We start from the raw sequence: 22,583 nt of genomic DNA on the forward strand, positions 1-22,583 counted from the left end.
TCCCGCCGCGGGGTCCCACCACCCTGGGGACGTCTTCCTCGTGCCGGCGTTTGGTATTTGAGTGGAATCTTTTCCACTCCTGTGGCAGGATGGGAACCACAGCCCGGCGATTCCGTACATCGTGATGTCCCGCCGGACTGAGGTGATCACGCCCGTGAAGGAGCATCAGATGGTCGATATGCAGCCCCCCTCCGACGAGTTCCGCGGATTCGACGAGGCCCGGTCGATCATGTGGTGCTACGAGGCCCGCTCACGCACCTATGCCCGTCTGAGCCAGACGGACTTTCTCGCCAACGACGCCGTGGCCGCCGTGCATGTCGAGAACACCTCCCGCGCCGACCGCGTCTTTCTCACCGCCTTCGACCGCTCCGGCGGGCTGCTGTTCGGCGACACGCTTTACATCGACGACCCGACACAGCGGCTCGACGTCACACCCGAGTTCGACCACGACTTCACCGGTATGGCCGTCGCCGCCGGCTCCGAACTTGAGGAAGCAGTCGAACGCGAGAACGGCTGGGTGGTCAACCTGGATGCCCTGCGCGACTACGACCCGCTGGAGGACCGCCGGACCACGCAGCGCGCGGTGCTGCTGGCGCACCTCGGAGACATGATGGCCAGCGGCCAGGCCCGGGGTTTCCTGTTTGACAAGCACGACGCTGCCGAGGATCCCGGTGAGGCCGACACCGACGCCGCCTGAGCGCGGCGCAGCACTTCTTCCGGCGCTCGGTCGACCCCGCCCGGCTTCGGCCGAGGCGGGGTCTTTTGCGTCCCTGGGGAACCGGTGGAAAGACCGTGGACCGGCTCACGCCGGTCCCGGGGGTCGTTCCGTGGTGGTCGCAGCCGCGCGGTGCGCGGCGCGGCCACCGTTACCGAATCGTCTGTTCTTGAGAGCCACGACCCACAGGAGTAGCCCATGACCGTCCCTCTCCGCGCAGCCCAGCTGCCCGTCAAGTACGAACGGGCCGAAGGCTCCGCCCGGCACGGCCGGACCATCTACGAAGTCGCCGGCTCTGGGCTCTACCAGGTGACTGCGGCCAAGGGAGAGTTCGCCGTCTCGACGCTCACGCAGTCGGGGTGGACGGAGCTGATCACGCTAGACGAAGGCGACGGGGTCTCGAACGCGCTGGATGCCATGCAGATCTGGCTGGACATCCAGACCCCGACGCCCCCGGCCGGCGACAGCGCCGCAGGGCAAGGCGGCGATGCCGATGCCTGACCCGACCGGGACGATGGCGAACCTCACCGAGAAGGCCGCAGCCGCTGTCGTCACCTCCCGCGGTCTCACCCATGAGAACGGAGAATCCGCCCTCGCAAGCCCTCGGCTGGGCCCAGGGCGCGGCGATCACCCACGAGGACGCTTTCCGGGCCTTCGCCCGGGCCCTGATCGACGAACTGGGCGTGCCGGACCTCCTCGCCGCCAAGATCGAGCTGCTCGCCGAGTACAAGCTCGACTACCCCCAGGACTGCCCGCCGGACGACGTCGCCCGCATGCAGGCCGAGCTGGCGCGGCTGCGATCGCTGCAGCAGATGCTTGCAGGACCCGCCGACTGCCCGTTTCCGGACACAGCAAGAGGCCCGGACTGCGCTGAAGGTCGGCGCAGTCCGGGCCCCAGGCCTGCTCTCACGCCGTGGGCGGGATGAGCAGCGAGGCCCCGGCGTAGATGAGATTCGGATCCTGGATCCGGTTCTTCTCGACCAGGGCCCCGATCGGCACTCCGGTCTCCGCCGAGATCTCCGTGAGGGTGTCACCCCACTGGATCACGTACGCCCGCGGCTGTGGCTTCGGCTCGGGGACCTGCGCCGGCTTGTCCTCGTCGCCCTTGCCCGACGCCGAGGTGCCCGAACCCTGGCCGTCCGCAGAGCTGCCGTTACCGGCCTTGGCCTCGAAGGCGTCCGGGACCCCGTTGCGGTCCCGGTCCGGCAAGGTCACCGTCACGGTGCCCTCCTCGTGCTGGGAAGCTGCCGCCGCATCGCTCGCCGGGCTCCGGTCAGCAGTGAGGAGCTGCGTCGCGCCCCAGCCGGCGAACAGCAGCGCGCCACCGGCCATGATCCCGGCCGCCAGCACCGGTCCACCGCCATAGCCCAGGGGCCCAAGCCGGTCCCGCCGCTGCGCCGTCACCCGGGCCGAGGGGGCCGCATCAGCGGCCTTCTCCTCGGGCCTGTGCATCGTATCCGTCATCCCTGTCCCTCTCTATCCAGCTCACCATTTGCGACTATTCGAGTCCTTATGCACATTCTACTCGTAGTCCAGTGCATCTTGATAGAATAGGAAAGGGATAGACGAGTCATAGACCAGTCCGACGGGCCGCCAAGAACCACCGAATCACTCAACAGAAGGAACCCACCACCATGGCCAACTACTCCATCTCCGCCAACCAGCTCACCGAGGGCACCAGCGTCTTCATCCGCGGCAAGCTCGCCTTCGCCCGGCTGACCAGCCTCATCGAGGGTGCCGCCCTCGCCGCCAGCGACCAGCGCAAGGTCCAGAACGGCATGAGCCCCGTGGGCAAGCCGCACACCACGGCGACGATCACCGAGGCCGAGGTGCAGTTCGCCGACCCGGCGAACCCCACGGTCGAGGAGCAGTTCGTCTCCGAGCGCCGCTACACCTCGAAGAAGAACCCAGCCTCGGGCGCGAACTACTCGATCGACTCCAAGGGCACGAACCTGCCGATCATCGCGATCCCGTCCGAGAAGGGTGATGGCACCTATGACCAGGACACCTCCGGCCAGGAGCTGGCACAGGGACTGGACGTGACGCTCGTGCTCCGCGTCTACAAGCCGAAGAACTTCGCCAACCGCGGCCTGTCGCTCGACCAGGTGATTGTGCACGAGACCCCGCGCTACTACAACGCCGGCGGCGTCGCCAGCGGGGAGCTCGCGGCCCGCGGCATCGTCTTCAACGCCCCGCCCCGCGCGGTCCAGGCCCAGCCGGGCTCGGGCTCCGCCGTCGGCAACGGCGAGGAGCCGGTCGCCACCGAGGTCGAGGACGGCTTGTCCTTCCCGGCCCCGCAGCCCGCCGTCGCGGCTTCAGTCGCGGGTCCGGTCCCCGCCCAGGCCCACGCGCAGGTCCTGACCGAACCGGTCGCGGTGACTCCGCAGGCGGCCCCTGCCGTGGCTCCGGTTGCCGCCCCGGTCCCCGCGGTGCAGCCGCAGCAGGAGACGCCCGAGCAGAAGCTCGCCCGCCTCGAGCGTGAGAACGCCGAGTTGAAGAACGCGGGTTCGGCCGTGGGTGCTCCCGCCGGCCAGGGCACGTGGGGCGGCTCCGGCGATGCCCAGCAGGCCGGAATCACCTACCAGGGCTGATCCAAGGCCGATCCGACCGACCGAACCCCCAGACGAGACCCCCGTGCAGGCATCCATGCCGTACGGGGGTCTCGTCTTTCAGGGCCAGAGTGCAACCCGGCCCTGTTTTCATCCGCTCCCGACAAGAAGGCATTGATGTGACCGCCGTCGATCCCCGCGCGATCTTCCCCAGCTTCTATGACAACCCCGCGATTCGCGCCCTGGCGACCGCCTGCCGCTGGACCATCTCCGGCCGGCTCGGCGAGCTCGACGACGAGGACTCCGGCCGCAAGGCACCGATCGATGTGCGGCACCTGCTCGACGGCTGCAATCCGGGCTGCCGCCACGCAGGCCCCCTGCGCGGAGCTTTCGCCCTGGACGCGACCTGCCTGCTCACCCTCGACCAGCTGGCCGACACACTGCCGAACGCGGCGAACGCTGCCTTCTACCTGCAGGCCCCCTCCGACGGTCTGATCGTGATCGACGTCGAGCCCGGTTGCCCGCCGGACGTGGCCGCAGACATCCTGCGCCTGCCCGGAATCCTGTACTCGGAGCTGTCGATGTCGGGCCGGGGCTTCCACCTGGTCGCCCCGCTGCCTGCCAACCTCCACGACTTCCCGATCGCCGCTGACAAGCGCGTCCTGCGCGAGGAGCACGGCTGGTACGAGATCCTCCTGGACCATTGGTGCACGTTCACCCGCAACCCGGTGCCGCAGCGGATCGTCGAACACGTTGCGGCGCGACCAGCCTCCGACCGGTTCTCTTCGGTGGCGGACCTGTATGCAGACCTCGCCGCCAAGGCCAAGCCAAGCATCAGCATCCCCTCGACCGCCGTCGGCACCGACGGCGAAATGCCCGACATCCCGTACGCCGAGGCCATCGTCGAGCAGACACTCGCCGGCTCCCGCGACCGGCTGAAGACGCCCGAGGACTTCGACAACGACCGCTCCCGCTGGGAGTTCTCCGTCCTGGGTGTCCTCTACACCGGCATGCAGCTGCCGTTGCGCACCTACCGGTCCTTCGGCGCGCAGTTCTCCTCCGGTGACGAGGCCTGGCTGCTGTACAAGACCTCGCTGGCGGTGATCGAGCCTCGGCCCAAGCACGCCCAGATGCGCAACGGCAGGCCGTTCCTGCTGGACCGTGCCGCTGCTTTGGTGGCGGCACGGGAAGCCTCCGCCGAGGCGGGGTGAACCTTCGGGGGTTGCCCATCGGTTTGGCGGTGGAACAAGGACTGGATCGGGCGGAGCCCGATCGGGGATGGGGAGGCGGTGGGCTTCTGAGCCCGACCGCCCCCGTCACCGGGCCTTGTGGCCCTGCTTCCGACATGTCCCGTACGGCGCTCAGCCCTGCCGTGGGTCCGTCTCCCGTCTCACCTGCTCACAGCTCACCCACGACCAGAAAGACATTCCCATGAAGTTCAACGACACCCTGACTACTCTGATCCAGCAGTCCCTCGAGGTCGGGGCCACGCCCGCGCTCATGGGCGAGCCCGGCATCGGCAAGTCCTCCTTCGTCGAGGCCCTCGCCTACTCGATGGGCACCAAAGCCTTCGTCCTGCCCTGCAACCAGCTCGCCGACAAGGCCGACCTCACCGGCGCGCGCCTGGTGCCCTACGAGAAGACCGACGGGACACAGTCCTACAAGCAGGTCTTTTACCCGCACCAGGTCATTCAGGAGTGCATCGACTACGCGCTGGAGAACCCGCGCGAGTGGCCGATCCTCTTCCTCGACGAGATCAACCGCACGACCTCCGACGTGACCTCCGGCGCGCTCACCCTGGTGACCCTGCGGCGCATGGGCCACATCGAACTGCCGGAGAACGTGCGCCTCATCGTGGCGGGCAACGACAAGGGCAACGTCACGACTCTCGACGAGGCCTCGCTGTCGCGCTTCGCGATCTTCCACGTCGAGCCCGATGCGACAACCCTCATGTCCGTCCTCGGAGACGCGCTCAACCCCTGGGTGAAGAAAGTCCTCACCCAGCACCCCGGACTCATCTTCCAGAAGTCGACGCCGAACTCCATCGTGGCCGACGGCCGCGATGACGACGATGACGACGGCAACGTCACCATGGCCGAGCTGTTCGACGGCGGCGAGGAGATGAACCAGCTCACCACGCCGCGCACCATCGACCACCTCTCCCGGTGGCTGAACCGCGTCGACCGCCAGGAGCTGGCAAGCCACCTGGCGACCCCGGTCCAGATCGGCGGCCGCGACACCTCGCTGCTCAACGAGGCGATCGAGGCCTTCACCGGCGACACCATGTTCACCACCCAGCTCGTGGCGGTTATCGCCGAAGACCTCGCATCGAACTCGGGCGGCCCCGCACACAACCGCGTCAATGTGCCCAAGCCGAACTGCTACACGACCCTCAAGTCCGCGGGCACGGTCACCGACCTTGCCGCGCAGATCTCGGGCCTGACCCAGAACGAGGTCTCCGGCTCGCTGCTCTACGCGATGAAGGAGAAGGAGGACAACTCGCGCCTCATCGAGCAGCTGGCGCAGGCCGCCATCCAGATTGAGCCGGAGCACACGCGCACCCTGTTCGAGCTGGTGACGACCGGGCAGTTCGACCGGCAGAACCTGGAGGCCTTCCTCGAGGTCGACTCGCCGATCGTGGCCGCGGTCAAGCCGTCCCTGTCGGCCTTCCTCTGAGCCGACCCGGCACCGGGCGGCGGGGGACGCCACCGGCTCCGTTCCGGAGCGTCCCCCGCCATCCCACGACACCCGTCGCCTCAGACCGCATTAGGAGACCACGATGACGATCACCGTCACGAACCAGAAGCCGGCGGTGCTCGAAGCCCTGCACACGATCTCGTGCACGGGCGACTACGACCCCATGCCGGCCATCCAGAAGGTCCTGGTCGACCCGCTGCTGGAGCCGCTGAACCCCAGCGCTCCCGCGAGCATCGTCGACGGCTCGGGCCACGACATCACCGGCGACGTCCTGGACATCGTCATGCGCTGCCTCGGCGAGACGATGGACCCGGCCGCCGAGAAGAACGCCAAGGCGCTGCTCGGGCAGACCATGGTCAGCTATGACCAGGGCACGCCCCTGCCGGTGGGCGAACTGTTCGCTGTCCAGGCCGGGCAGCAGAACAAGTGGCCCGCGCCGTCAGCCCGGGTCCTTTACTCAGCCCAGAACGATGTCATCCCCGCGGCCAAGGGCCTGCTCGCAGGCTCCGCCGACGAGAGCGCCTTCTTCGCCTCCGTCGCCTACACCTACCACCCGAATACCCTCGGGTTCTGGTTCCAGTCCTCTGCCGCGTTCGACGGCTTCAAGATCTGGCTGAACCAGCAGGTGCAGACGATGGCCGGCGCGAACGCGATGCCGGCGGACACCCTCCGGCTGCTGAACGACTTTGCGAACCTCTCGCTCAAGGGGCTGACCGAATCGCTGCTGCTGCGCAAGGACGACTCCGACGGCAACGACGAGTTCTCTTTCGCCCGGCTGGTCATCCGCATGCTGATGACTTACGTCGACCAGCAGCGCAAGGCCGCCTCAACAGGCGCGGCCGCCCTCGACACCGGCATCATGCCGTTTACCGTCGGGGAGCTGTTCTGCCCGCGGTCGCTGGTCCTGGTCAACGTCGAGGCCCACGCCCGCGCCACCGCCGCGAAGGTAACGGGGGAGTGGAACCTCATCAACCAGTCCCTCGCCTCACCCGTGAAAGTCGTCTCCAACGCCGCGCTGTCCAAGCTGACCTCGCTCCCGCGAGCAGCTGCCAGGGCCGCTGCCATGGGCGCACGGCAGCAGCCGGGACAGCCGGGCTCGCGCTCGGCCCAGGTGAAGTTCCGCAAGGCCCCGCCCACGAAGCTGGACCTGTTCAAGGACATCACCCGGGTGCTCAAGCGCATGGGCAAGGTCAACAAGTCCCAGAACGTCTACCGGACGACGAAGACGACCTTCCTCAAGGCCAACCGCCGCAACCCGGACGACTTCAACAAGCCGGGCCGGATCACCTCGGTGCAGTACATGCCCGACCTGCACGTCTTCATCGACACCTCCGGGTCGATCTCCGAGGAGAACTACCAGGAGGCGGTGCTGATGCTCATCCGGATCGCCAAGAAGCTCAACGTCAACCTGTACTTCAACTCCTTCAGCCACATGCTCTCCCAGGAGACGCTGCTGAAGGTCGAGAACAAGTCGACGCGGCAGATCTGGCAGGAGTTCCGGAAGGTGCCCAAGGTCACCGGCGGCACCGAGTTCAAGCAGGTGTGGGACTACATCAACGCCTCCCCGGTGCGCAAGCGCCGGCTGTCGCTGATGATCACCGACTTCGAGTGGTCTCCGCCCTCGAGACGCGAGGAGCACCCGCCGAACCTCTACTACGCCCCGTGCTCGGCCATGGACTGGAAATACATGGTCCGTTCCGCCGAGGCGTACGCGAACGGCATGCAGCACATCGACCCGAGCATCCGGCAGAAGCTGCTGGGCATGGTCCTCTGATCCTGCTCCCGGCCACAGGGGAGACGCCGACCGGCCGAACCGGCCGGCGTCTCCTCCTCCCTCAGACCTACCCGTAACCCTGCCGGGCATCCCGGCGCGCCCACCCAGCGCGCCGCCCGGCGAACCCCACCGAAGGAGGGACCCGCGATGGGCCTCAACAACTTCACGTCGGGCTCCGACGACGACACGAACAGCGGCGGCACGCCTCCGAGCTTCCCGCCCATGGGCGGCATCCCCAGCCAGAGCGGCCAGTCCGACGACGCCGTCAAGGAGCTCCTCGTCGACTACAACGAGAAGTTCAAGAACGCCGACCCGACGATGTTCCGCGACGCGCTCATCGAGCAGGTCCTCTCCGTCCTGATCAGCCGGAACAAGCCGAACGTGCTCCTGAAGGGCTCCGCCGGCGTTGGTAAGACCCGGATCGTCGAGGACATCGCCCGCCGGATCGCCCTGGGCGACACCCTCATCCCGGACCAGCTCAAGGGCTTCACCGTCTACGAGCTGCCCATCACCAACCTCGTCGCCGGCTCCGGCATCGTCGGGCAGCTGGAGGAGAAGGTCCAGACCGTCATCGACTTCGCCTCAGACCCCAAGAACAAGGTCATCCTGTTCATGGACGAGATCCACCAGATCACCGGTGGATCCACCTCCCACACCGACTCAGTGCTGCGAAAGGTCTCGCAGGTGCTCAAGCCTGCCCTGGCCCGCGGCGACATGCGCGTCATCGGTGCCACCACCTCCACCGAGTCCCGGGCCTTCGACGACGACCCTGCCTTCGCGCGGCGCTTCACCCCGCTCATCGTCGACGAACTGACCGTCGAGCAAACCCTCACGGTGCTCGGCAGCGTCCGGCCGGGCCTGGTGGCGCACTACCGCCACCAGATCGCGGTCTCCGACGATGTCCTGGCGGAGACGGTCCGGATCGCGGAGGAGAATTCCCGTGCCGGGCAGCACCGCCCCGACAGCGCCATCACGCTGCTGGACCGGGCGATGGCCGACCGTGTGCTGGAGCAGAAGAAGCTCATCGTCCAGGCCGAGGCAGCCGGAGACACGGCACTCGTGAACACCTTGCGGTCGATCCCGCAGGTGCCGCTGACTACCAAGCGCGTCCTGGACGTGGCCAAGCGTCTGATGACCGGAAACGCCCAGCGCCCGGAGTTCGACGTCGCAACCCTCCGGGCGACCCTGCTGGGCCGCCTGCGCGGACAGGACGACGTGCTCGAGAAGCTCGTGGACCGCCTGGCCCGCGAGGAGCTGGACCTGTTCCCGACGTCGACCCCGACAACCTGGATGCTCGCCGGAGCCTCGGGCGTGGGCAAGACCGAGACCGCGAAGATCATTGCGGAGCAGATGACCGGCACCGAGCCGATCATCCTGAACATGACGGAGTTCCACACTCCCTCGGACACCGCGAAGATCGTCGGGGCACCTCCCGGCTACGTGGGCTCGGACTCCAACCGCGAGCTGCCATTCGACACGCTCGAGTCCAACCCCCACCGGGTGATCCTGCTCGACGAGTTCGAGAAGGCGGACAAAGCCGTGCAGCGGCTGTTCCTCTCGGCCTTCGACGAGGGCTACATCCGCAACGCCCACGGCAAGGTGCTGGACTTCTCCAAGGCGCTGGTGATCTGCACGACCAACGCCGCGCGGGAAGCCCTGAACCGCAAGCCGGTCGGCTTCGGCTCGGCCCCGCCGGCGGTCTCCCACCGGTCCCTGACCAAGGAGCTGGCTCAGTTCTTCGACGCAGAGCTGCTCGGGCGGTTCTCACTCGTCGTGGGTTTCAACCCGGTCGACGAGCAGGCCTACCGGGAGATCCTCGCGGCGGAGTACAGCCGCCAGCGCGAACGGATCCTGGACGCCAGGCCCCGCCTGGGCCAGACACTGCCCGCGTCGATCCCCGACGACGAGCTGCGTGCCGTCGCCGAGGAAACCTACGTCGACTCCCAGGGTGCGCGTCCGGCCGGCAAGGCCGTGCGCGTGTGGATCGAGGACCGGCTGCTCGCTGCCCAGGCTGCGTCGGCTGCGTCGACTGCGTTCATCCCACCCGCTGCCGCCGTCTCCGACGAGCCGGAGGCGCTGGCCGTCGATTGATCCCGGCACCACACTGCGTTCGAGCGCCCCTGTCCCGGATACCCGGGGTGGGGGCGCTCGTGCGTGCGCGTACCGCGTTCGAACACAGGAAGAAGGACGTCACTGCCATGACCACCACGACCACCACCGCCGTCGGCACAGTCCGTGCGGCACAGCCCGAAGACAGGAGCGAGCAGATCTGCGACGACGCACTGCTGCTGGTCTCCGCCCACTCGGCGGACGCGGCCGACTGCCGTGATCTCGCACTCATGCTCGGCCTTGTCGAGGTGGACCCCTCCGGGTCCGTCACCAAGGCCAATCCCTGGAACGCCGACTGAAGGTGCTTCCCGCCGGGCCTACCCAAGAGGTGAGCCTGCGATTGACCGCCGCGCGCATGGGTAGCGCGCGGTGTCCGGGTCCGCGGGGCTGACGCCGCCGCGCCCGGATTCAGGGGCCTCACGGCCCCTGACGGGTGGGTTGAGAGGAGCGCGGGAGGGCTCGTCGCCAGAGGCGAGCCCTCCCGCTCTCATGCCCGCGCCCGTGACCCAAGCGCTCGTCTACGAGCATTCGACTGACCATTCGTCTCCTGTGAGAATGGTCTATGCGGCTTCCATTCGACAAACCCTCTCGACCCGCCTACTGATTCGTTCGAAGAAAGACGACACCATGCCTATTCTGCTTGACGACATCGACCTTTCCGCAGCCGCCGTCGCTGCCCAGAAGAACGTCGACCCGAAGTTCTTCTCCTCGCGCCTGACCGGGTCCGGCAAGAAGACCGGCCTGCTCAATGAGAGTCTGCGGCCGATCAACACCGCGACCAACACCGCCTACGCGGTTGACCGCGACATCGAGGTCAAGCAGAGCTCGACCCACCACGACATCACCACCGCGCTGGTGCCGCTGGCCCCGATCACGCGCCGCTCCCTGCTCTCGGGCGGGTCGTTCACGCTGCCGGTACCGCATGTCGATGACCGCTTCGAGGTCGACATCGCCACGCCGACCAACTCCTGGGACGTGCACTTCGACATGACCCCCCAGGCCCTGACCGTGTACGAGGATAAGTCCGGCGACAAGATCCGCCGTGACCTGGTGATCCAGTACCGCCTGGAGCTCTACTTCCTCAAGCAGGGCTTGGCCGAGCCCGAGCGCGCCGTATCGGTGTCCCGCTCCATCGGCTACGGCAACCACGACGCGGCGGTGTTCCTGCAGTGGGACACCAGCCCCGCAGAGAATGCCCGCGACGTCATCGAGGATGTGCTCTCGGCCGCAGGGTTGAGTGCCACCAACCTCGACAAGCTCGCCGACTGGATGGACGAGTACCCGATCTACGAGCGCATCACGCGCCTGGCCCAGATCTGGGACTCCGAGGCCATCTCGGACACCGTCTGCCAGTACGTGCAGGACATGCCGGCCAGCCCCACCGAGGAGCAGCTGAACATGCTCGCGGTGCAGCTGCGCTACCTGGAGAACTACAACGTCCCGCTGGAGGCCTACCGCCGGATCCACCAGCAGCTGGACACCACGTTCTCCGCGCCGATCGCGGCGAAGCTGTCCAAGCAGAACCTCAGCCTGCTGATGAACCACACCCTCGACCACCTGGAGCGCATGAAGGGCCAGCTCCTCACGCCGCCCCAGCCGGCCACGGCCCCGGTCTTCCCGCCGCACCTGTCCAAGCAGCAGCTCGACGCGCTCAGCACGCACGAGCCGCTCGTGATGACGCAGGCCGGCGCGGGCACAGGCAAGTCGACCGTGATCCTTGAGCGCATCAAGTACCTCGAGACCTGCGGGGTGCCCGCCAGCGACATCACCGTCCTGTCGTTCACCAACGCCGCCGCCGACAACATCACGGAGAAGAACCCGAACGTCGGCTCGATGACGATCGCCAAGATGATCATCGACATCTATTCGATGAACCACCCGACCCACAAGGTCTCGGCCATCGACACGATCATCAACTCGATCGACATCTTCTACCCGAACAGCCAGTTCGCGGCGACGTTCCGACACCGCCTGCTGGAGGTCGACCAGAACAAGACCGGCGCGTTCACGGCCCTGAACACCTTCGTCGAGAACCACTTCGACGAGGTGATCGCGCTGCTCGACCGCATCGAGCAGACCTCGCTGGAGCTGCAGATCATCATCTGCTACCAGAAGATCGATGACATGTCCGAGCCTGCCCACGTGCAGAGCAAGTACCTGATCATCGACGAGGTCCAGGACAACTCGGTCTTCGAGTTCATCTACGTGCTGAAGTACATCACCAAGCACGCCCAGTCGCTGTTCATCGTCGGGGACGCCAGCCAGACGCTGTACGAGTTCCGATCGGCCAACCCGAGGGCGCTCAACACGCTGGAGGGCTCGGGGGTCTTCGCAACCTTCCGGCTCACGACGAATTACCGGAGCAACCAGGAGATTCTCGACTTCGCGAACGTCGTGCTTGGCGGTCTGGAGACCAACCAGTTCGCCAACATCCAGCTGCAGGCCAACTCGCTGGCGGTGCCCACGGCCGACTCCTTCCAGGAGAAGGTCACCCTCAACTACCACGAGGTGGCCCGCCTGACCGGCTTCATCGCCAACGACCTGCAGCCGCTCGTGCGCAACACGGTGATCCCGGAGTACGTTCAGGCCTGCCTGGACCGCGGCGAGCAGGTGGCCTTCCTGGCCTACGCCCGCCGTGAGGTGGCGCTGATCCAGGAAGTGCTCGAGAAGGCCTACCCGAACAAGCACGTGGCCTCGCTCGTCAGCGACCGCGTCTACGCCACGGACATCTTCTCGAAGTACATCAAGTTCTTCTGGAACGACGTCCTGCAGGTGCAGCCGGCCAACGCCTCGTTCGTGGTCTCGCAGGGGATCAAGGACAACATGGGCAAGCTGACGAAGAATGCCGGAAACGTCAACGTCGAGAAGGCAATCCTGCGCACCATCTCCGAGTGGTGGGTCGAGAACAGCGCCGCGATCAACGGCTGGGTGGCCCTGTGCAACCAGGGCAGCCTGCCTGCGAACGTGTTCTTCGACCGGCTCCGCGACAACCTCCTGTCCTTCGAGATCACGCGCAACCAGCAGAAGCTGAACGTGAACAAGCAGAAGAACCAGGAGCGCAAGCGGAAGAACCTCGAGTCCAAGGCCGATCTCGTCGTCTCGACGATCCACGGTGCCAAGGGCCTCGAGTTCGACAACGTCGTCGTCCTCTACAAGGAGGACGCGAAGATGACCCAGGACACCAAGCGGATGTTCTACGTCGCGTTCACGCGCGCCATGAAGAGCCAGTACGTGCTCTCCTACGGCACGGCGAAGAACCCGCCGATCCAGAGCAGCTACGAACAGATCGTCAACGCCCTCACCGAGCGTGACGAGAAGAACGCGCAGCGCGCTGCGGGCATCGACCCGACCCTTCTGGTCGACGACGAGGACGCCGGTACCGCCGGCGACCAGCAGCAGATCGCAGAAGCCGTCTGACCGACGGCACCGGCGCGGGCGCTCCACCTCCACGAGAGGTCGGAGCGCCCGCGCCTCCTGCTTCCCATCCCATAAACACAGCCAATGCAGCTTCGAAGGAGCACGCCATGACCGCCACTGGAATCCAGGCCGGCTCAGAGGAGCTCGTGCCGGGCCCCGACAGTGCCTACGACCTGGTCATCTGCCACGACGACCGGATCGTCTTCCACGACCACTACCCCTCGCCAGCATTCCGGCTGCGCATGTGCGCGCAGCTGCTGACCGCCTCGGACGTCGTCCTGGGCGCAATCGACGCCTCCGCCGCGAACGAAGTGCACGAGCTGTACCAGTCCAGCTCCGGGCAGTGGGAGAGCGCCCCGGACAGCGTGGTCAACGCCATCGCCAAGCTCTGCCGCCGATGGGGCGTCCAGGTCTACGTGAGCACAACCCGCAAGAAGACCGAGGTTCCCGCCGCGCTCTATTCGGTGATCACCGAGTACGGCCCCGGACAGACTATCGCCGAGCACTTCACCTCCAGAGAGGCCCGCCGGGCCAGCCTCATCGAGCGTGCCGACATGTTCTTCAGCTCCCGCGGCAGCATCCCCGAGCGGGTGCTGGCCGACGAGCAGCGCCTCGCCGCGCTCGTGGGTGCGTTCCTCATGCCCGCCACCGTGCTCCTCACCGAGGCCGTGCTCGACGAGGCCGACGGCCACTACAAGCCCTCCGGCCGGCCACTGCCGATCCTCTGAGCACCGCCCGAGCGGACGGCCCCGACCACAACCCTGACCAGCAGACCCGGAAGGGACCCGCCATGTCCGCACCTGACACCGTCAAGCCCGAGAACCCGTACGCCCGTACGTACGCCGACTTTCTCGCCCAGACCCGGGAGCACGTCCTCGTCGTTCTGCACGACGAGGATCTCTACCGCCACTTCAGGATCCAGGCCCCAGGGACCCGCATGTGGTCCTGGGACGTCACCACCTGGCCCGGCCACCTGGCCACCAGCGGCGACATCGCCGACGGCTACATGTTCACCCGAGAACCCGACATGATCGGGTTCTTCGCGTCGGCCGGCAAGAGCGAGGGCTACTACTCCGACGGTGCGCCAAGCATCGACTTCCGCTACTGGGCCGAGAAGCTCTGCGGCGGCCGCTCCCGCGAAGTAAAGCAGTACGACTCGGATCTCTTCATCCAGCTGGTGCGGGAGCACCTCGAAGAAAGCGAGGGACTCGGCACCGAGGCCCAGGAGGTCCACCATCAGCAGTTGGCGCTGCTGGCGCGCCTGCACGAACTGCGCGGCCTTGACGGGGACGCACAGTTGGCGCTCTTCGAGGCCCACTGGAACGCCCAGGAGCACCTCGCGGCCACCGGCACCGTGCTGAACCACGAGCGCCGGAACGCGGCCGCTGCCGCGCGCGCTGCCCTCTGGAGCACCGACGGCATCCCCGACGAGAAGTTCGACCGGCTCACAGAGGAACACAACTGGATGGAGCTCGCCGACATCGAGGTCCCACGACATTCCCCTGCCGAGCGGCGCATGGAAATCATCGAAGACGCCCGCTGGCACGCCGACAGCGAGTCGGAGGCCCACAAATGGCTGGCTGAGCACGAGGACACCGTCGGCTCCGACACCTGGGAGTGGGACCTGCGCGACTGGGACATCCACTTCCTGTTCACCTGCTACTGCGTCGACCTGGCTGTGCGCCTCTACCGCGAGCACGCCGCCGCGAAGACACAGCAATCCGCCGCCTGAGCCGACCCCACCCACATCCCGACCCAAGGAGAACCCATGAGCGCCGATATGCTCACCGCGGCCATCGCCGTCCCGGCCGACCGCACCAAGCCGATCGACTTCGAACGCGGCCGCCTGATGGTCGAGGAGACCGCGGACCCTGAATCGTTCCGGTTCGACGACCCCGAGTCCCAGCTCGAGGAGCTGGTCGAGGACTTCGACCCCGACATGCACCTGGACGCCGAGGGCGAGCCGAGCCCGGAGGTCATCAAACGCGTCGGCCGCAGGGTCATCGACGAGCTCGAAGAGGCGCTGAACTCCAGCGAGACGGACACCATCGAGGTCGCCGGCTACCGGCTCTACCTCTCCGGCGGACTCTCCTCGGGCGATTCCCCCACCGACGCCGCCGACGCGATCTGGCACGCCCACCACCTGCCGGTGACCGTCCTGCTTGCCATGGGATTCATCCCCGACTGCCGCAGGCCGCTGTCCCGGACCAACGGCAACCCCGGACCTGTGACCGACACCGACATCGTCGACGCCATTGCCCTCGGCCTCGGCACCAAGCCGGAGTGGTCCGGTGCCGACGAACTGGAGTGGATCGCCAACGCGATCGGCTCCGTCCGGCCGCACCCGGAGACCGGGACCCTGCCGAGTACCACACGGAGTTCACGGAGCGGCACGGCTTCGATCCGGTCGACGACAACTTTCTCATCGGCTATGTCAGCCAGTACGACAACCAGGAAGGCGGGGACTGACCTTGGCCAGCGGTGTTTTCATCCTCTGCGCGTGCTGCGCCCTCAAGCTCGTGAACGACGACGAGTCGGCTTGCCGCGACTACCACGGCCACGACCACGCTCCGCTGCAGGTGCCGGCTGGCACCGCGATCACCCAGGGTCCCCACGAATGGGCGGGCTCTCTCGAACTGACCTGCCATGGCCATGAGAACGGGACCATCCAGCCCCTCGGGGAGTACTGGGTGGCCCAGCCCGGTCCCGCACCGGCCGAAGAAGGAGTGCGATGAGCAGCCGGACACCAGTGCCCGATGCGCTCTTCGACGCCGATCTCTGTCAGCCTCTCGGCCGCGAGGACTGGTTTGACCGCTTCGACTGGGTGATCATCGACAGGCGCGTTGTGCACGCGCCCGTCACCTGGACATGGACGTGTCCCACATGCGGAGAGTCCGGCGTCATACCCGATGGTCCCGACCTGCTGGCAGTCCCGCACGGGTCACAGCATGCTGCAGGACTTTTCGGGACGATCGTCCCGCTCGACGTCGAGGCCGAGCGTCCGTTTACTGAATAGCCTCACCGCCCGGAAGGAGGGACCCACCATGACAGAAATCAGCACTGCCACGGCCGCGGTCCTCTCGCCGGCCGTGATCGTCGACATCGACGGGACGGTCGCAACGCACACCCTTCCCGACGGACGCTTCATCAGGGGACACCACGAGTACCGGCTCGTCCCCTGGGACCTGCCCAACCCGCCAGTGATCGAAACCGTGCGCGCCCTGCACGCTGCCGGACTTGAGATCGTGTTCTGCTCCGGCAGGCCGGTCATGGACGACAACGGCTGGGACGTCGGCCGCGCGACCTACGCCTGGCTCATCGAACATGTGGGGGAGTGGACTGCCAGCTGCCCTCTGTTCATGCGCGGACAGGGCGACCGCCGGCCGGACGACATCGTCAAGCCCGAGATCTACGAGGCCTTCATCCGCGGGCGGTGGGACGTCCGGCTCGCGCTGGATGACCGGCCCAGGGTGATCCGCGCCTGGCAGGCCCTCGGCGTGCCGGTGTTCGACGTCCAGCCCGGCTCGGGCGAGTTCTGACGCATGGCCCGCGCCCTCGACCCGCAGTGGGCCGCAGGGCGCGGGCCTGCTTCTCTTCAACTGCCCCGCTACGCCATTCCCCAGCGACTCAGTGTCCATCAGGAATGGTGGGATATGAGGCACTGGCATCCCATTCGACCACGAATAGACTGGAACCATGACTGACGACAAGACCCCCCAGGCCCCGCGCGAGGGCTCCCTGCCGAAGTTCTCCGTGAACGTCGCCCCGACCCAGAAGATTACCGCCGCCGACCTGGGCACCCTGCTCGAGCGCTTCCGCGCCGGGGATGCCGAACCCCTGATCTTCGGTGACGGGAACGTCCCCGAGGCCGCCGTAATCCCGTTCGCCGACTTCGTCGACCTGCTCCGGCGGGTCCACGCCGACGAGGCTGCCTTCCAGGCCGAGCTCTCCCGCCGCATCCGTGCCTCCGACGCCTCCGAGGAGCCCGGCCTGACCCTCGATGAGCTCGGCGATGAGCTGGGCGAGCCGGCCCGGTCAATGATCCGCAAGGTGCTCGACGATGACTGAGGGGCTGCGGATCAAGGTCCATCTCAGCCCCGGGGCCCGCCAGGACATCGAACGGTTCAACCAGCGCGCCCTGAAGAATCCGCACAGCCGGGATGAGGCGCTCCTTGAGGCCACCATCGTCATGCTCCACCGGCTCAACGGCCGCCGCCACCCGACTAAGCCGCTGGACTACGACTCCCGCTTTGCCGACCTCTCCGACTGCGACACAACCTACGTCGGTGCGGATCCCCATGAGAAGCCGCCGCTGCGCATCGTCTCACGCGACATCAGGCCCGAGCCGCCCGGCGGCATCACCCGGCGCGAGATCGTCGCCATCGGCGCACGCCGCGACAGTGAGGTCTACCGGACAGCCGGCCAGCGCCTCGGGCGGCCCGTCGGGGTCACCCTCGACCAGCTCGCCGCCCAGCGCCGCGCATCCGCGGCGAAGAACCCTGCCCCGCAGGCGGGCAGGGGGCTCGACATACCCGCACCCGTCGGTGCAGACCTCGAGTTCGACTGACCATTGCGCCTCGTTTCTGTTCGTCATTCAGCCTTTCTCATAGAATGGGCATGAATGATGATTCGATGGAAACGGGATTAAGTGATGCACGACTGCGACACGGACCACCAGGCCTGGGCTCCGGCCGTCGAGGAACCACGCCGGGGGATGAGCCCGCGGGCGCAGCTGACAATCCGCCGGAGCCTTGCCCTGGCGATCGCCCTGGGAATGGCCTACGGCATCTTCCATGTGGTCTTCCGCACCGATGTTCTTGCGCCGGTGATCGCTTACGCCGAACCCGTCAAAGACGGGATCACATGGGTGATCGAGGACCCGAAGCGGGCCTGGCTGGCCTTCGCCGTGCTCGTCACCCCGCACATTGGGCTCTACTACCTGCTGTTCGAGGACCGGAAATGAGGGGACTGGCCATGCTCAAGAACACCAGAACGATCGTGGGGCTGTGCGCACTAAGTGGAGTCTCGGTCACCGCCGTCATCGGCTGGGCTACCGGCTTCTTCGCCTGGGCCGTAGGCTCCGTCCGTAGCCTGTGGGATGGCTTCATCGCCTTCCTCAACTCGCCGTTCAGCTGGGAGCACCTCACCGCCGGCGCGGGCGTGCTGCTCATCCCGATCATCATCATTATCGTGATCTTCGCCATCGCGGATAACTGAGTCGCGCGGCATCTTTCGCGGAACCCGCTCCGGCTGCCGATTCTTGCTTCAGCGGGCACAAATTGGGTGCTTAGGCCCGCGATAGCTCGGAATGCCGCTCGAGGCTGTACCGGATCAAATCCACAGCCGGGGTAAGGGCCCAGACAAGCAGCCTCATGGTCGGCCGGTTTTCCTTGGCGATGACATCATCCGGCAGAGAAGTTGACTGCGCCGGCTTCAGCACGGCATCCGCGGCCCTGCGCCTGCCGTGGGCAAAACCCGAGCACAGCTGCCATACGGACAAGGCGGACGTCCTGGGCACCAGGTCGCGGACCTGCGTGAGTATGTGCGTGCTGCTGGGGAGAATCAACTTTCCAGCGGCCCCGGAGGCATCGAGAATAGCCTGCAGTTGCGCCTTGTCGCTGTCGAAGTCCGGAAGCGTTCCCTGAAGATTCGGATGGCGACGTGCCAGTTCGCTGTACGCAGTCTCGCGGTCTTTGGCTACCTTCAGCGACAGAGACAGCGAACGAACTATCCTGGTCGCCTGTTCTTCTGGCGCTGAAATCCAGGCGGCCTGTGCGGCGCACTCAATGGCTGCCCTGACCAGCGAGAACGGGGCAAGAGTATGTGATGCTCCGGCACCAAGCATGATGCTGTCCAGCGCGTGCAAATGATCGATCGCGCTGACTACCGCATTGGCGATGTTGTGCGACGCCTGGTGGGGTTTGATGAGCCCATCGTCCTGCGCCAGACGGCTTCCGGCTTCCGGGATCCACGCCTCGTGGGAATCCCGGAAGCCCAGCCAGGTCCTCAGCTCCTGAAAATACGAGTCGGCAATCTCGAACTCTTCAGGTTCATCTTCTCGTCGCATGACTCCATTCTTCACATGGCTACATTCTTTATCGCCAGGCACGCTGGAAGCCTTCCGGGAGGGATACTTCCGTCGGCGACAACTCAGGCCTGACCCGTATGAGGCGGACTGAATGCCGGAATGCCTGACCCGACCAGGCTATGTCGGCCGAGACTTCAACCACCAACGGCTCCACCAAAGTCAAGCGAGTGGTGCCGCCCTCCTTGGTGAAGCGGTCCAGCACCCGTTCGCTGATTTCCTCCGGCCATGGATGCCTTCCCCGGGGAGGGATGAAGATATGTGGCCAGATCCCTTCCCGCACGAGCCGTCAAGGACGTGGACCGGCCGACAATCCGCAGCCGTCCGTGTACCGGAAAACCCACCACCGCTGCCCGCGGGTGCGCCATGGGACCTATGACCGCCGCAAGAACCACATCAAGGGCGCTTCTGCTCTTGACCTTCAGCCAAATTCGCCGGGGCTCGTACGTCTGCCCTTCACCCTTGATCACAATTCCTTCCACGCCCGTGGCGGTCATGTCACTGAACCACGTGGCCGCCAGGGCCCGGTCGCTGGTCGCCGGTGACAGATGCAGTGGCGGAACCCACCCGCGCGCCAGCTCCTCGAGCAGAGCCCGGCGGTCCCGGAATTGAAGCCCGCGGGTATCCTGCCCCGCCACTGCCAGGACGTCGAAGGCGATCAGCGAGGCAGGGCTTTTCATCACGAGCTCCGCAAGAGCCGCCTTTGAGCTCACCAGGCGCATCTGCAGCGCATCGAAATCCAGCCGCCCTTCGGACCACACGACAACTTCGCCATCGACAACACAGCCCGGAGGGATCTGCTCACGCACGGAAGCCAACACGTCCGGAAAGTACCTGCTCAGATCCTTGCCCTGTCTGCTGTAGAGCCACGCCCCATCCGAACCGACCAGACACACTGCCCGGAAACCGTCGAACTTCATCTCAAAGACTGAGCCGCCGGACAGTTCGTCACCGCGTGGTATCGACTCCACGGCCTTGGCCAAAGCAAGGGCAACAGGAGGATGCAGGGCGGCCGGCAAACCTTCGAACATCGTGGGCACAGCGTAAGCCCAGCGAAGCAGGGGTGGAAACAAGGCTTCCTCCCGGCTGGATACAGCACCAAGCACCGGGAAGCGTCACAGCAAAGCTGTGACCGGGTCCTTCTTCGATCAGGGAAACCAACCACATTCGAAACAGGAGTCGTCATGTCCACTGAAGCTGTTACAAACCCCGCTGGGTCTGCCGGGACTGCCGGTGGCCGGCGCTACAAGGAACCCACCTCACAGCAGATTGAAGATGCCGCGGCCCTGATGTTCCTGGCGGCGACAAGGAAAGCTCTGCGGGACCAGCAGCACATCTGGGATGTCGAACTGGAGTTGGAAGCACCTACACCGTGCACAACCAGCGCAGGTACTGCGTGCACGCCAGCACCCGTACAGGTGAAAGCCTCACGGGCCCACACGGTGTTCTCGTGCATCCGGCCAACGGAACTGCGGAAACGGCTGCCTGGAGCATTGCCGCCGAGGTTCGCAATGCAACGGCAAAACGTCGGCAAAAGGCGGCCATCAAGATTGCGTGACTACTGGCCTTTACCGGGGCGGGGCTTCCGAGGACCTTCCTGGCGTAGCTTGTGTTTTGTCACTGCCGATCTTCAGCCAGAACCAACCCACATACCAAAGAATCGCCACCAGTCCGATGACAAAGCTGACAAGCAGCAGAATCTTGGACACGACGTCCAGGCCCTTGGGCTCAAAGGCCATCATGACCAAAGGTACGAGGATTCCCAGCGAGAGGAGGCCCAGCATCCACATGGCCGCAGCCACTCCCTCTGGCTTGCCGACGCGGGCCAGCTCTTCCTTCAAGCGGTCCCGCTCGGCAACAGCAGCCCGCAGCTGCGTCTTCAGATCAGCCTCAGCGCGGATTTCCTCATCCTGTCGTCGCACGTCCGCTGCGATCGCCCAGTCCGGTCTCAACGCCGCTGCCAGATTTGAGTAGTCGAAGAGATCTGTGGATCCAAGAATCGATAGTGCGGGAGGTTTTGGCAGGAAGGCACGCCGGCGCTTGAATGCCTGTTCATAAAGATCCTGGTGGGCGTCCGGGATTTCCAGACCGCGCTCGACGAGATCTTCAAGGTCAAGATTCCTGGTATCGCCTTTTCTGAGCTTCAAATTGATGGCCTGCACTGCATTTTGCACCCGTTGCCGGAGTGCAACCGCGTACGGTTTGAGCTCTTCTTCTGCCGTTCCCCGTGCGACACGCTCTTGAATCAGGGCATCCAAGTCCAAGGACGGATTTTCAAGCAGTTTTTCCACTGCCACTTCGTAGAAGTAGCGTTCCGCCCTGTCCAATCGGGTCCGATGGGCCTCTTTCAGGTCCGCCTCAATGTGCCCAATGCGTCCAGCTGCTGCCTCCACCAGCCTCCTGATGCCCTCGCGTTCGCTGGAGATCGCAACAAGCCTGCTGACAAGGAAACCTCCAATGATGGCGACCAGAACGGCCGACGCCTGGCTGAGGGCGGACAACAAAGTGCTCGGGTCCCAGTCCTGTTCCGCCGACCTGACAATCACGCCAAATGGATCGCATTGCACCACTGACTGGAGCAATGGCACATGGGAGGTACAGGTAAGGAATTCAGACGAGATCACCGAGCGATCATAAGCGACCCCTGACGATGCGCCGTGCACAGGGACCGGTCCTGGCACCTGCAGCCCCTTACGGACACAAGAACCCCGGTGATGCTTCCGCATCGCCGGGGTTCTTCTTTTTTTCTGTCAGCAGCTGTCCGTCGTCTATCCCGCCACCCGGGCAAGGACCTCCTCAGCCTCGTCAAACTCGTCGATCAGCCGCAAGGTCTCCGGGCCACCCAGGTCAGCGTCCGGATCGAGCCGTCGATTGATGCTGCGTGACGCGGAGAACTTCAGCACCGAGTAGTCATCCACGTCCTTCTTGCCGAACCGGACCTTGTGGCCTTTGTGCGTCTGCCGGGCGAAGCGGCCAAAGCCGGTGAGCACGACGGTGTCTCCACGGCGCACGGCGTCGGTGAGCTCCGCAATGAGCGACTCGTACACCTCACTCACCACCCTTATCGGCTGTCCGCTGCGGCCGGCCACCTTCGAGATGAATCCACGCTTGCTGATCCGCGGATGAACCGTCGTCTTCATGCCCACACCTTTGTCCTATCATCCCTCGTCGTCCGCTTACTGCTTGAAAACCAGTTTATCCGACAGGCCTGTCGAAAAGCGATCCACAGACCTGTCG

The 22,583-nt window shown here is 65.8% G+C and carries 24 protein-coding genes; 19 read left to right on the forward strand and 5 right to left on the reverse strand.

What is annotated here, in order from left to right:
* The first annotated feature begins 169 nt into the window (after window positions 1-169).
* From ABIE00_RS08615 to ABIE00_RS08625, 3 genes are all read left to right on the forward strand, one after another.
* Window positions 170-697 (forward strand): hypothetical protein, encoded by a 528-nt coding sequence (locus ABIE00_RS08615; protein WP_354259090.1) that lies wholly within the window; start codon window positions 170-172, stop codon window positions 695-697.
* Between the two features lie 216 nt (window positions 698-913).
* The gene (locus tag ABIE00_RS08620; protein ID WP_354259093.1) at window positions 914-1,216 is read left to right on the forward strand and encodes a hypothetical protein; all 303 of its coding nucleotides are present in this window, start codon (window positions 914-916) and stop codon (window positions 1,214-1,216) included.
* Between the two features lie 71 nt (window positions 1,217-1,287).
* Window positions 1,288-1,641: a hypothetical protein gene (locus ABIE00_RS08625; protein ID WP_354259096.1), complete on the forward strand. Its 354-nt coding sequence runs from the start codon at window positions 1,288-1,290 to the stop codon at window positions 1,639-1,641.
* Here the strand turns inward: ABIE00_RS08625 and ABIE00_RS08630 are convergent.
* Window positions 1,622-2,179 (reverse strand): LysM peptidoglycan-binding domain-containing protein, encoded by a 558-nt coding sequence (locus ABIE00_RS08630; RefSeq protein WP_354259099.1) that lies wholly within the window; start codon window positions 2,177-2,179, stop codon window positions 1,622-1,624. The two genes, ABIE00_RS08625 and ABIE00_RS08630, sit on opposite strands and share 20 nt — an antisense overlap.
* A 170-nt stretch (window positions 2,180-2,349) precedes the next feature.
* Here ABIE00_RS08630 and ABIE00_RS08635 point away from each other — a divergent pair, with 170 nt between their 5' ends.
* From ABIE00_RS08635 to ABIE00_RS08710, 16 genes are all read left to right on the forward strand, one after another.
* Window positions 2,350-3,306, forward strand: coding sequence for a hypothetical protein (locus tag ABIE00_RS08635; RefSeq protein WP_354259102.1), 957 nt, complete (start codon window positions 2,350-2,352; stop codon window positions 3,304-3,306).
* A gap of 137 nt (window positions 3,307-3,443) precedes the next feature.
* Entirely contained in the window at window positions 3,444-4,475 is a 1,032-nt protein-coding gene (locus ABIE00_RS08640; RefSeq protein ID WP_133830741.1) for a hypothetical protein, read from the forward strand.
* Between the two features lie 220 nt (window positions 4,476-4,695).
* Window positions 4,696-5,940, forward strand: coding sequence for an AAA family ATPase (locus tag ABIE00_RS08645; protein ID WP_133830740.1), 1,245 nt, complete (start codon window positions 4,696-4,698; stop codon window positions 5,938-5,940).
* A gap of 103 nt (window positions 5,941-6,043) precedes the next feature.
* Entirely contained in the window at window positions 6,044-7,735 is a 1,692-nt protein-coding gene (locus ABIE00_RS08650) for a hypothetical protein (protein WP_354259106.1), read from the forward strand.
* Window positions 7,736-7,882: 147 nt separating this feature from the next.
* Window positions 7,883-9,826, forward strand: coding sequence for an AAA family ATPase (locus ABIE00_RS08655; protein ID WP_354259109.1), 1,944 nt, complete (start codon window positions 7,883-7,885; stop codon window positions 9,824-9,826).
* 107 nt (window positions 9,827-9,933) lie between these two features.
* Window positions 9,934-10,143, forward strand: a complete 210-nt coding sequence (locus tag ABIE00_RS08660) for a hypothetical protein (RefSeq protein WP_133830737.1) — start codon at window positions 9,934-9,936, stop codon at window positions 10,141-10,143.
* 328 nt (window positions 10,144-10,471) lie between these two features.
* Window positions 10,472-13,261 (forward strand): AAA family ATPase, encoded by a 2,790-nt coding sequence (locus tag ABIE00_RS08665; protein ID WP_354259112.1) that lies wholly within the window; start codon window positions 10,472-10,474, stop codon window positions 13,259-13,261.
* Between the two features lie 107 nt (window positions 13,262-13,368).
* On the forward strand, window positions 13,369-13,989 hold the full coding sequence (locus ABIE00_RS08670; RefSeq protein WP_133830735.1) for a hypothetical protein: 621 nt from the start codon (window positions 13,369-13,371) through the stop codon (window positions 13,987-13,989).
* A 62-nt stretch (window positions 13,990-14,051) separates the two neighbouring features.
* Window positions 14,052-14,993, forward strand: a complete 942-nt coding sequence (locus tag ABIE00_RS08675) for a hypothetical protein (RefSeq protein WP_133830734.1) — start codon at window positions 14,052-14,054, stop codon at window positions 14,991-14,993.
* 36 nt (window positions 14,994-15,029) lie between these two features.
* Window positions 15,030-15,917, forward strand: a complete 888-nt coding sequence (locus ABIE00_RS08680) for a hypothetical protein (RefSeq protein ID WP_354259117.1) — start codon at window positions 15,030-15,032, stop codon at window positions 15,915-15,917.
* Window positions 15,918-15,992: 75 nt separating this feature from the next.
* A complete protein-coding gene (locus ABIE00_RS08685; RefSeq protein ID WP_354259120.1) occupies window positions 15,993-16,277 on the forward strand; it encodes a hypothetical protein in 285 nt (94 codons plus the stop codon).
* 28 nt (window positions 16,278-16,305) lie between these two features.
* Window positions 16,306-16,800: a phosphatase domain-containing protein gene (locus ABIE00_RS08690; RefSeq protein WP_354259123.1), complete on the forward strand. Its 495-nt coding sequence runs from the start codon at window positions 16,306-16,308 to the stop codon at window positions 16,798-16,800.
* A 157-nt stretch (window positions 16,801-16,957) separates the two neighbouring features.
* Window positions 16,958-17,329, forward strand: a complete 372-nt coding sequence (locus ABIE00_RS08695; protein ID WP_133830730.1) for a hypothetical protein — start codon at window positions 16,958-16,960, stop codon at window positions 17,327-17,329.
* Window positions 17,322-17,828, forward strand: a complete 507-nt coding sequence (locus tag ABIE00_RS08700; protein WP_133830729.1) for a hypothetical protein — start codon at window positions 17,322-17,324, stop codon at window positions 17,826-17,828. The genes ABIE00_RS08695 and ABIE00_RS08700 overlap by 8 nt, the downstream gene beginning before the upstream one ends.
* Before the next feature lie 81 nt (window positions 17,829-17,909).
* Window positions 17,910-18,224 carry a hypothetical protein gene (locus tag ABIE00_RS08705; RefSeq protein ID WP_133830728.1) on the forward strand — a complete coding sequence of 105 codons (315 nt, stop codon included), beginning with the start codon at window positions 17,910-17,912 and terminating at the stop codon, window positions 18,222-18,224.
* Entirely contained in the window at window positions 18,221-18,478 is a 258-nt protein-coding gene (locus ABIE00_RS08710; protein WP_133830727.1) for a hypothetical protein, read from the forward strand. The genes ABIE00_RS08705 and ABIE00_RS08710 overlap by 4 nt, the downstream gene beginning before the upstream one ends.
* A gap of 70 nt (window positions 18,479-18,548) precedes the next feature.
* On the opposite strand, the gene ABIE00_RS08715 is transcribed toward ABIE00_RS08710, so the two are convergent.
* The 4 genes from ABIE00_RS08715 to ABIE00_RS08730 all read right to left on the reverse strand — a co-directional run bounded on the left by ABIE00_RS08715 (window position 18,549) and on the right by ABIE00_RS08730 (window position 22,486).
* Window positions 18,549-19,328: a hypothetical protein gene (locus ABIE00_RS08715; protein WP_354259128.1), complete on the reverse strand. Its 780-nt coding sequence runs from the start codon at window positions 19,326-19,328 to the stop codon at window positions 18,549-18,551.
* Window positions 19,329-19,483: 155 nt separating this feature from the next.
* The gene (locus tag ABIE00_RS08720) at window positions 19,484-20,419 is read right to left on the reverse strand and encodes an ATP-dependent DNA ligase (protein ID WP_354259131.1); all 936 of its coding nucleotides are present in this window, start codon (window positions 20,417-20,419) and stop codon (window positions 19,484-19,486) included.
* Window positions 20,420-20,914: 495 nt separating this feature from the next.
* Complete coding sequence (locus tag ABIE00_RS08725) at window positions 20,915-21,970, reverse strand: hypothetical protein (RefSeq protein WP_354259134.1); 1,056 nt, start codon at window positions 21,968-21,970, stop codon at window positions 20,915-20,917.
* 144 nt (window positions 21,971-22,114) lie between these two features.
* A complete protein-coding gene (locus tag ABIE00_RS08730) occupies window positions 22,115-22,486 on the reverse strand; it encodes an HU family DNA-binding protein (protein WP_133830707.1) in 372 nt (123 codons plus the stop codon).
* Window positions 22,487-22,583: the final 97 nt, after the last annotated feature.

This window comes from Arthrobacter sp. OAP107, assembly GCF_040546765.1.
Lineage (GTDB): Bacteria > Actinomycetota > Actinomycetes > Actinomycetales > Micrococcaceae > Arthrobacter.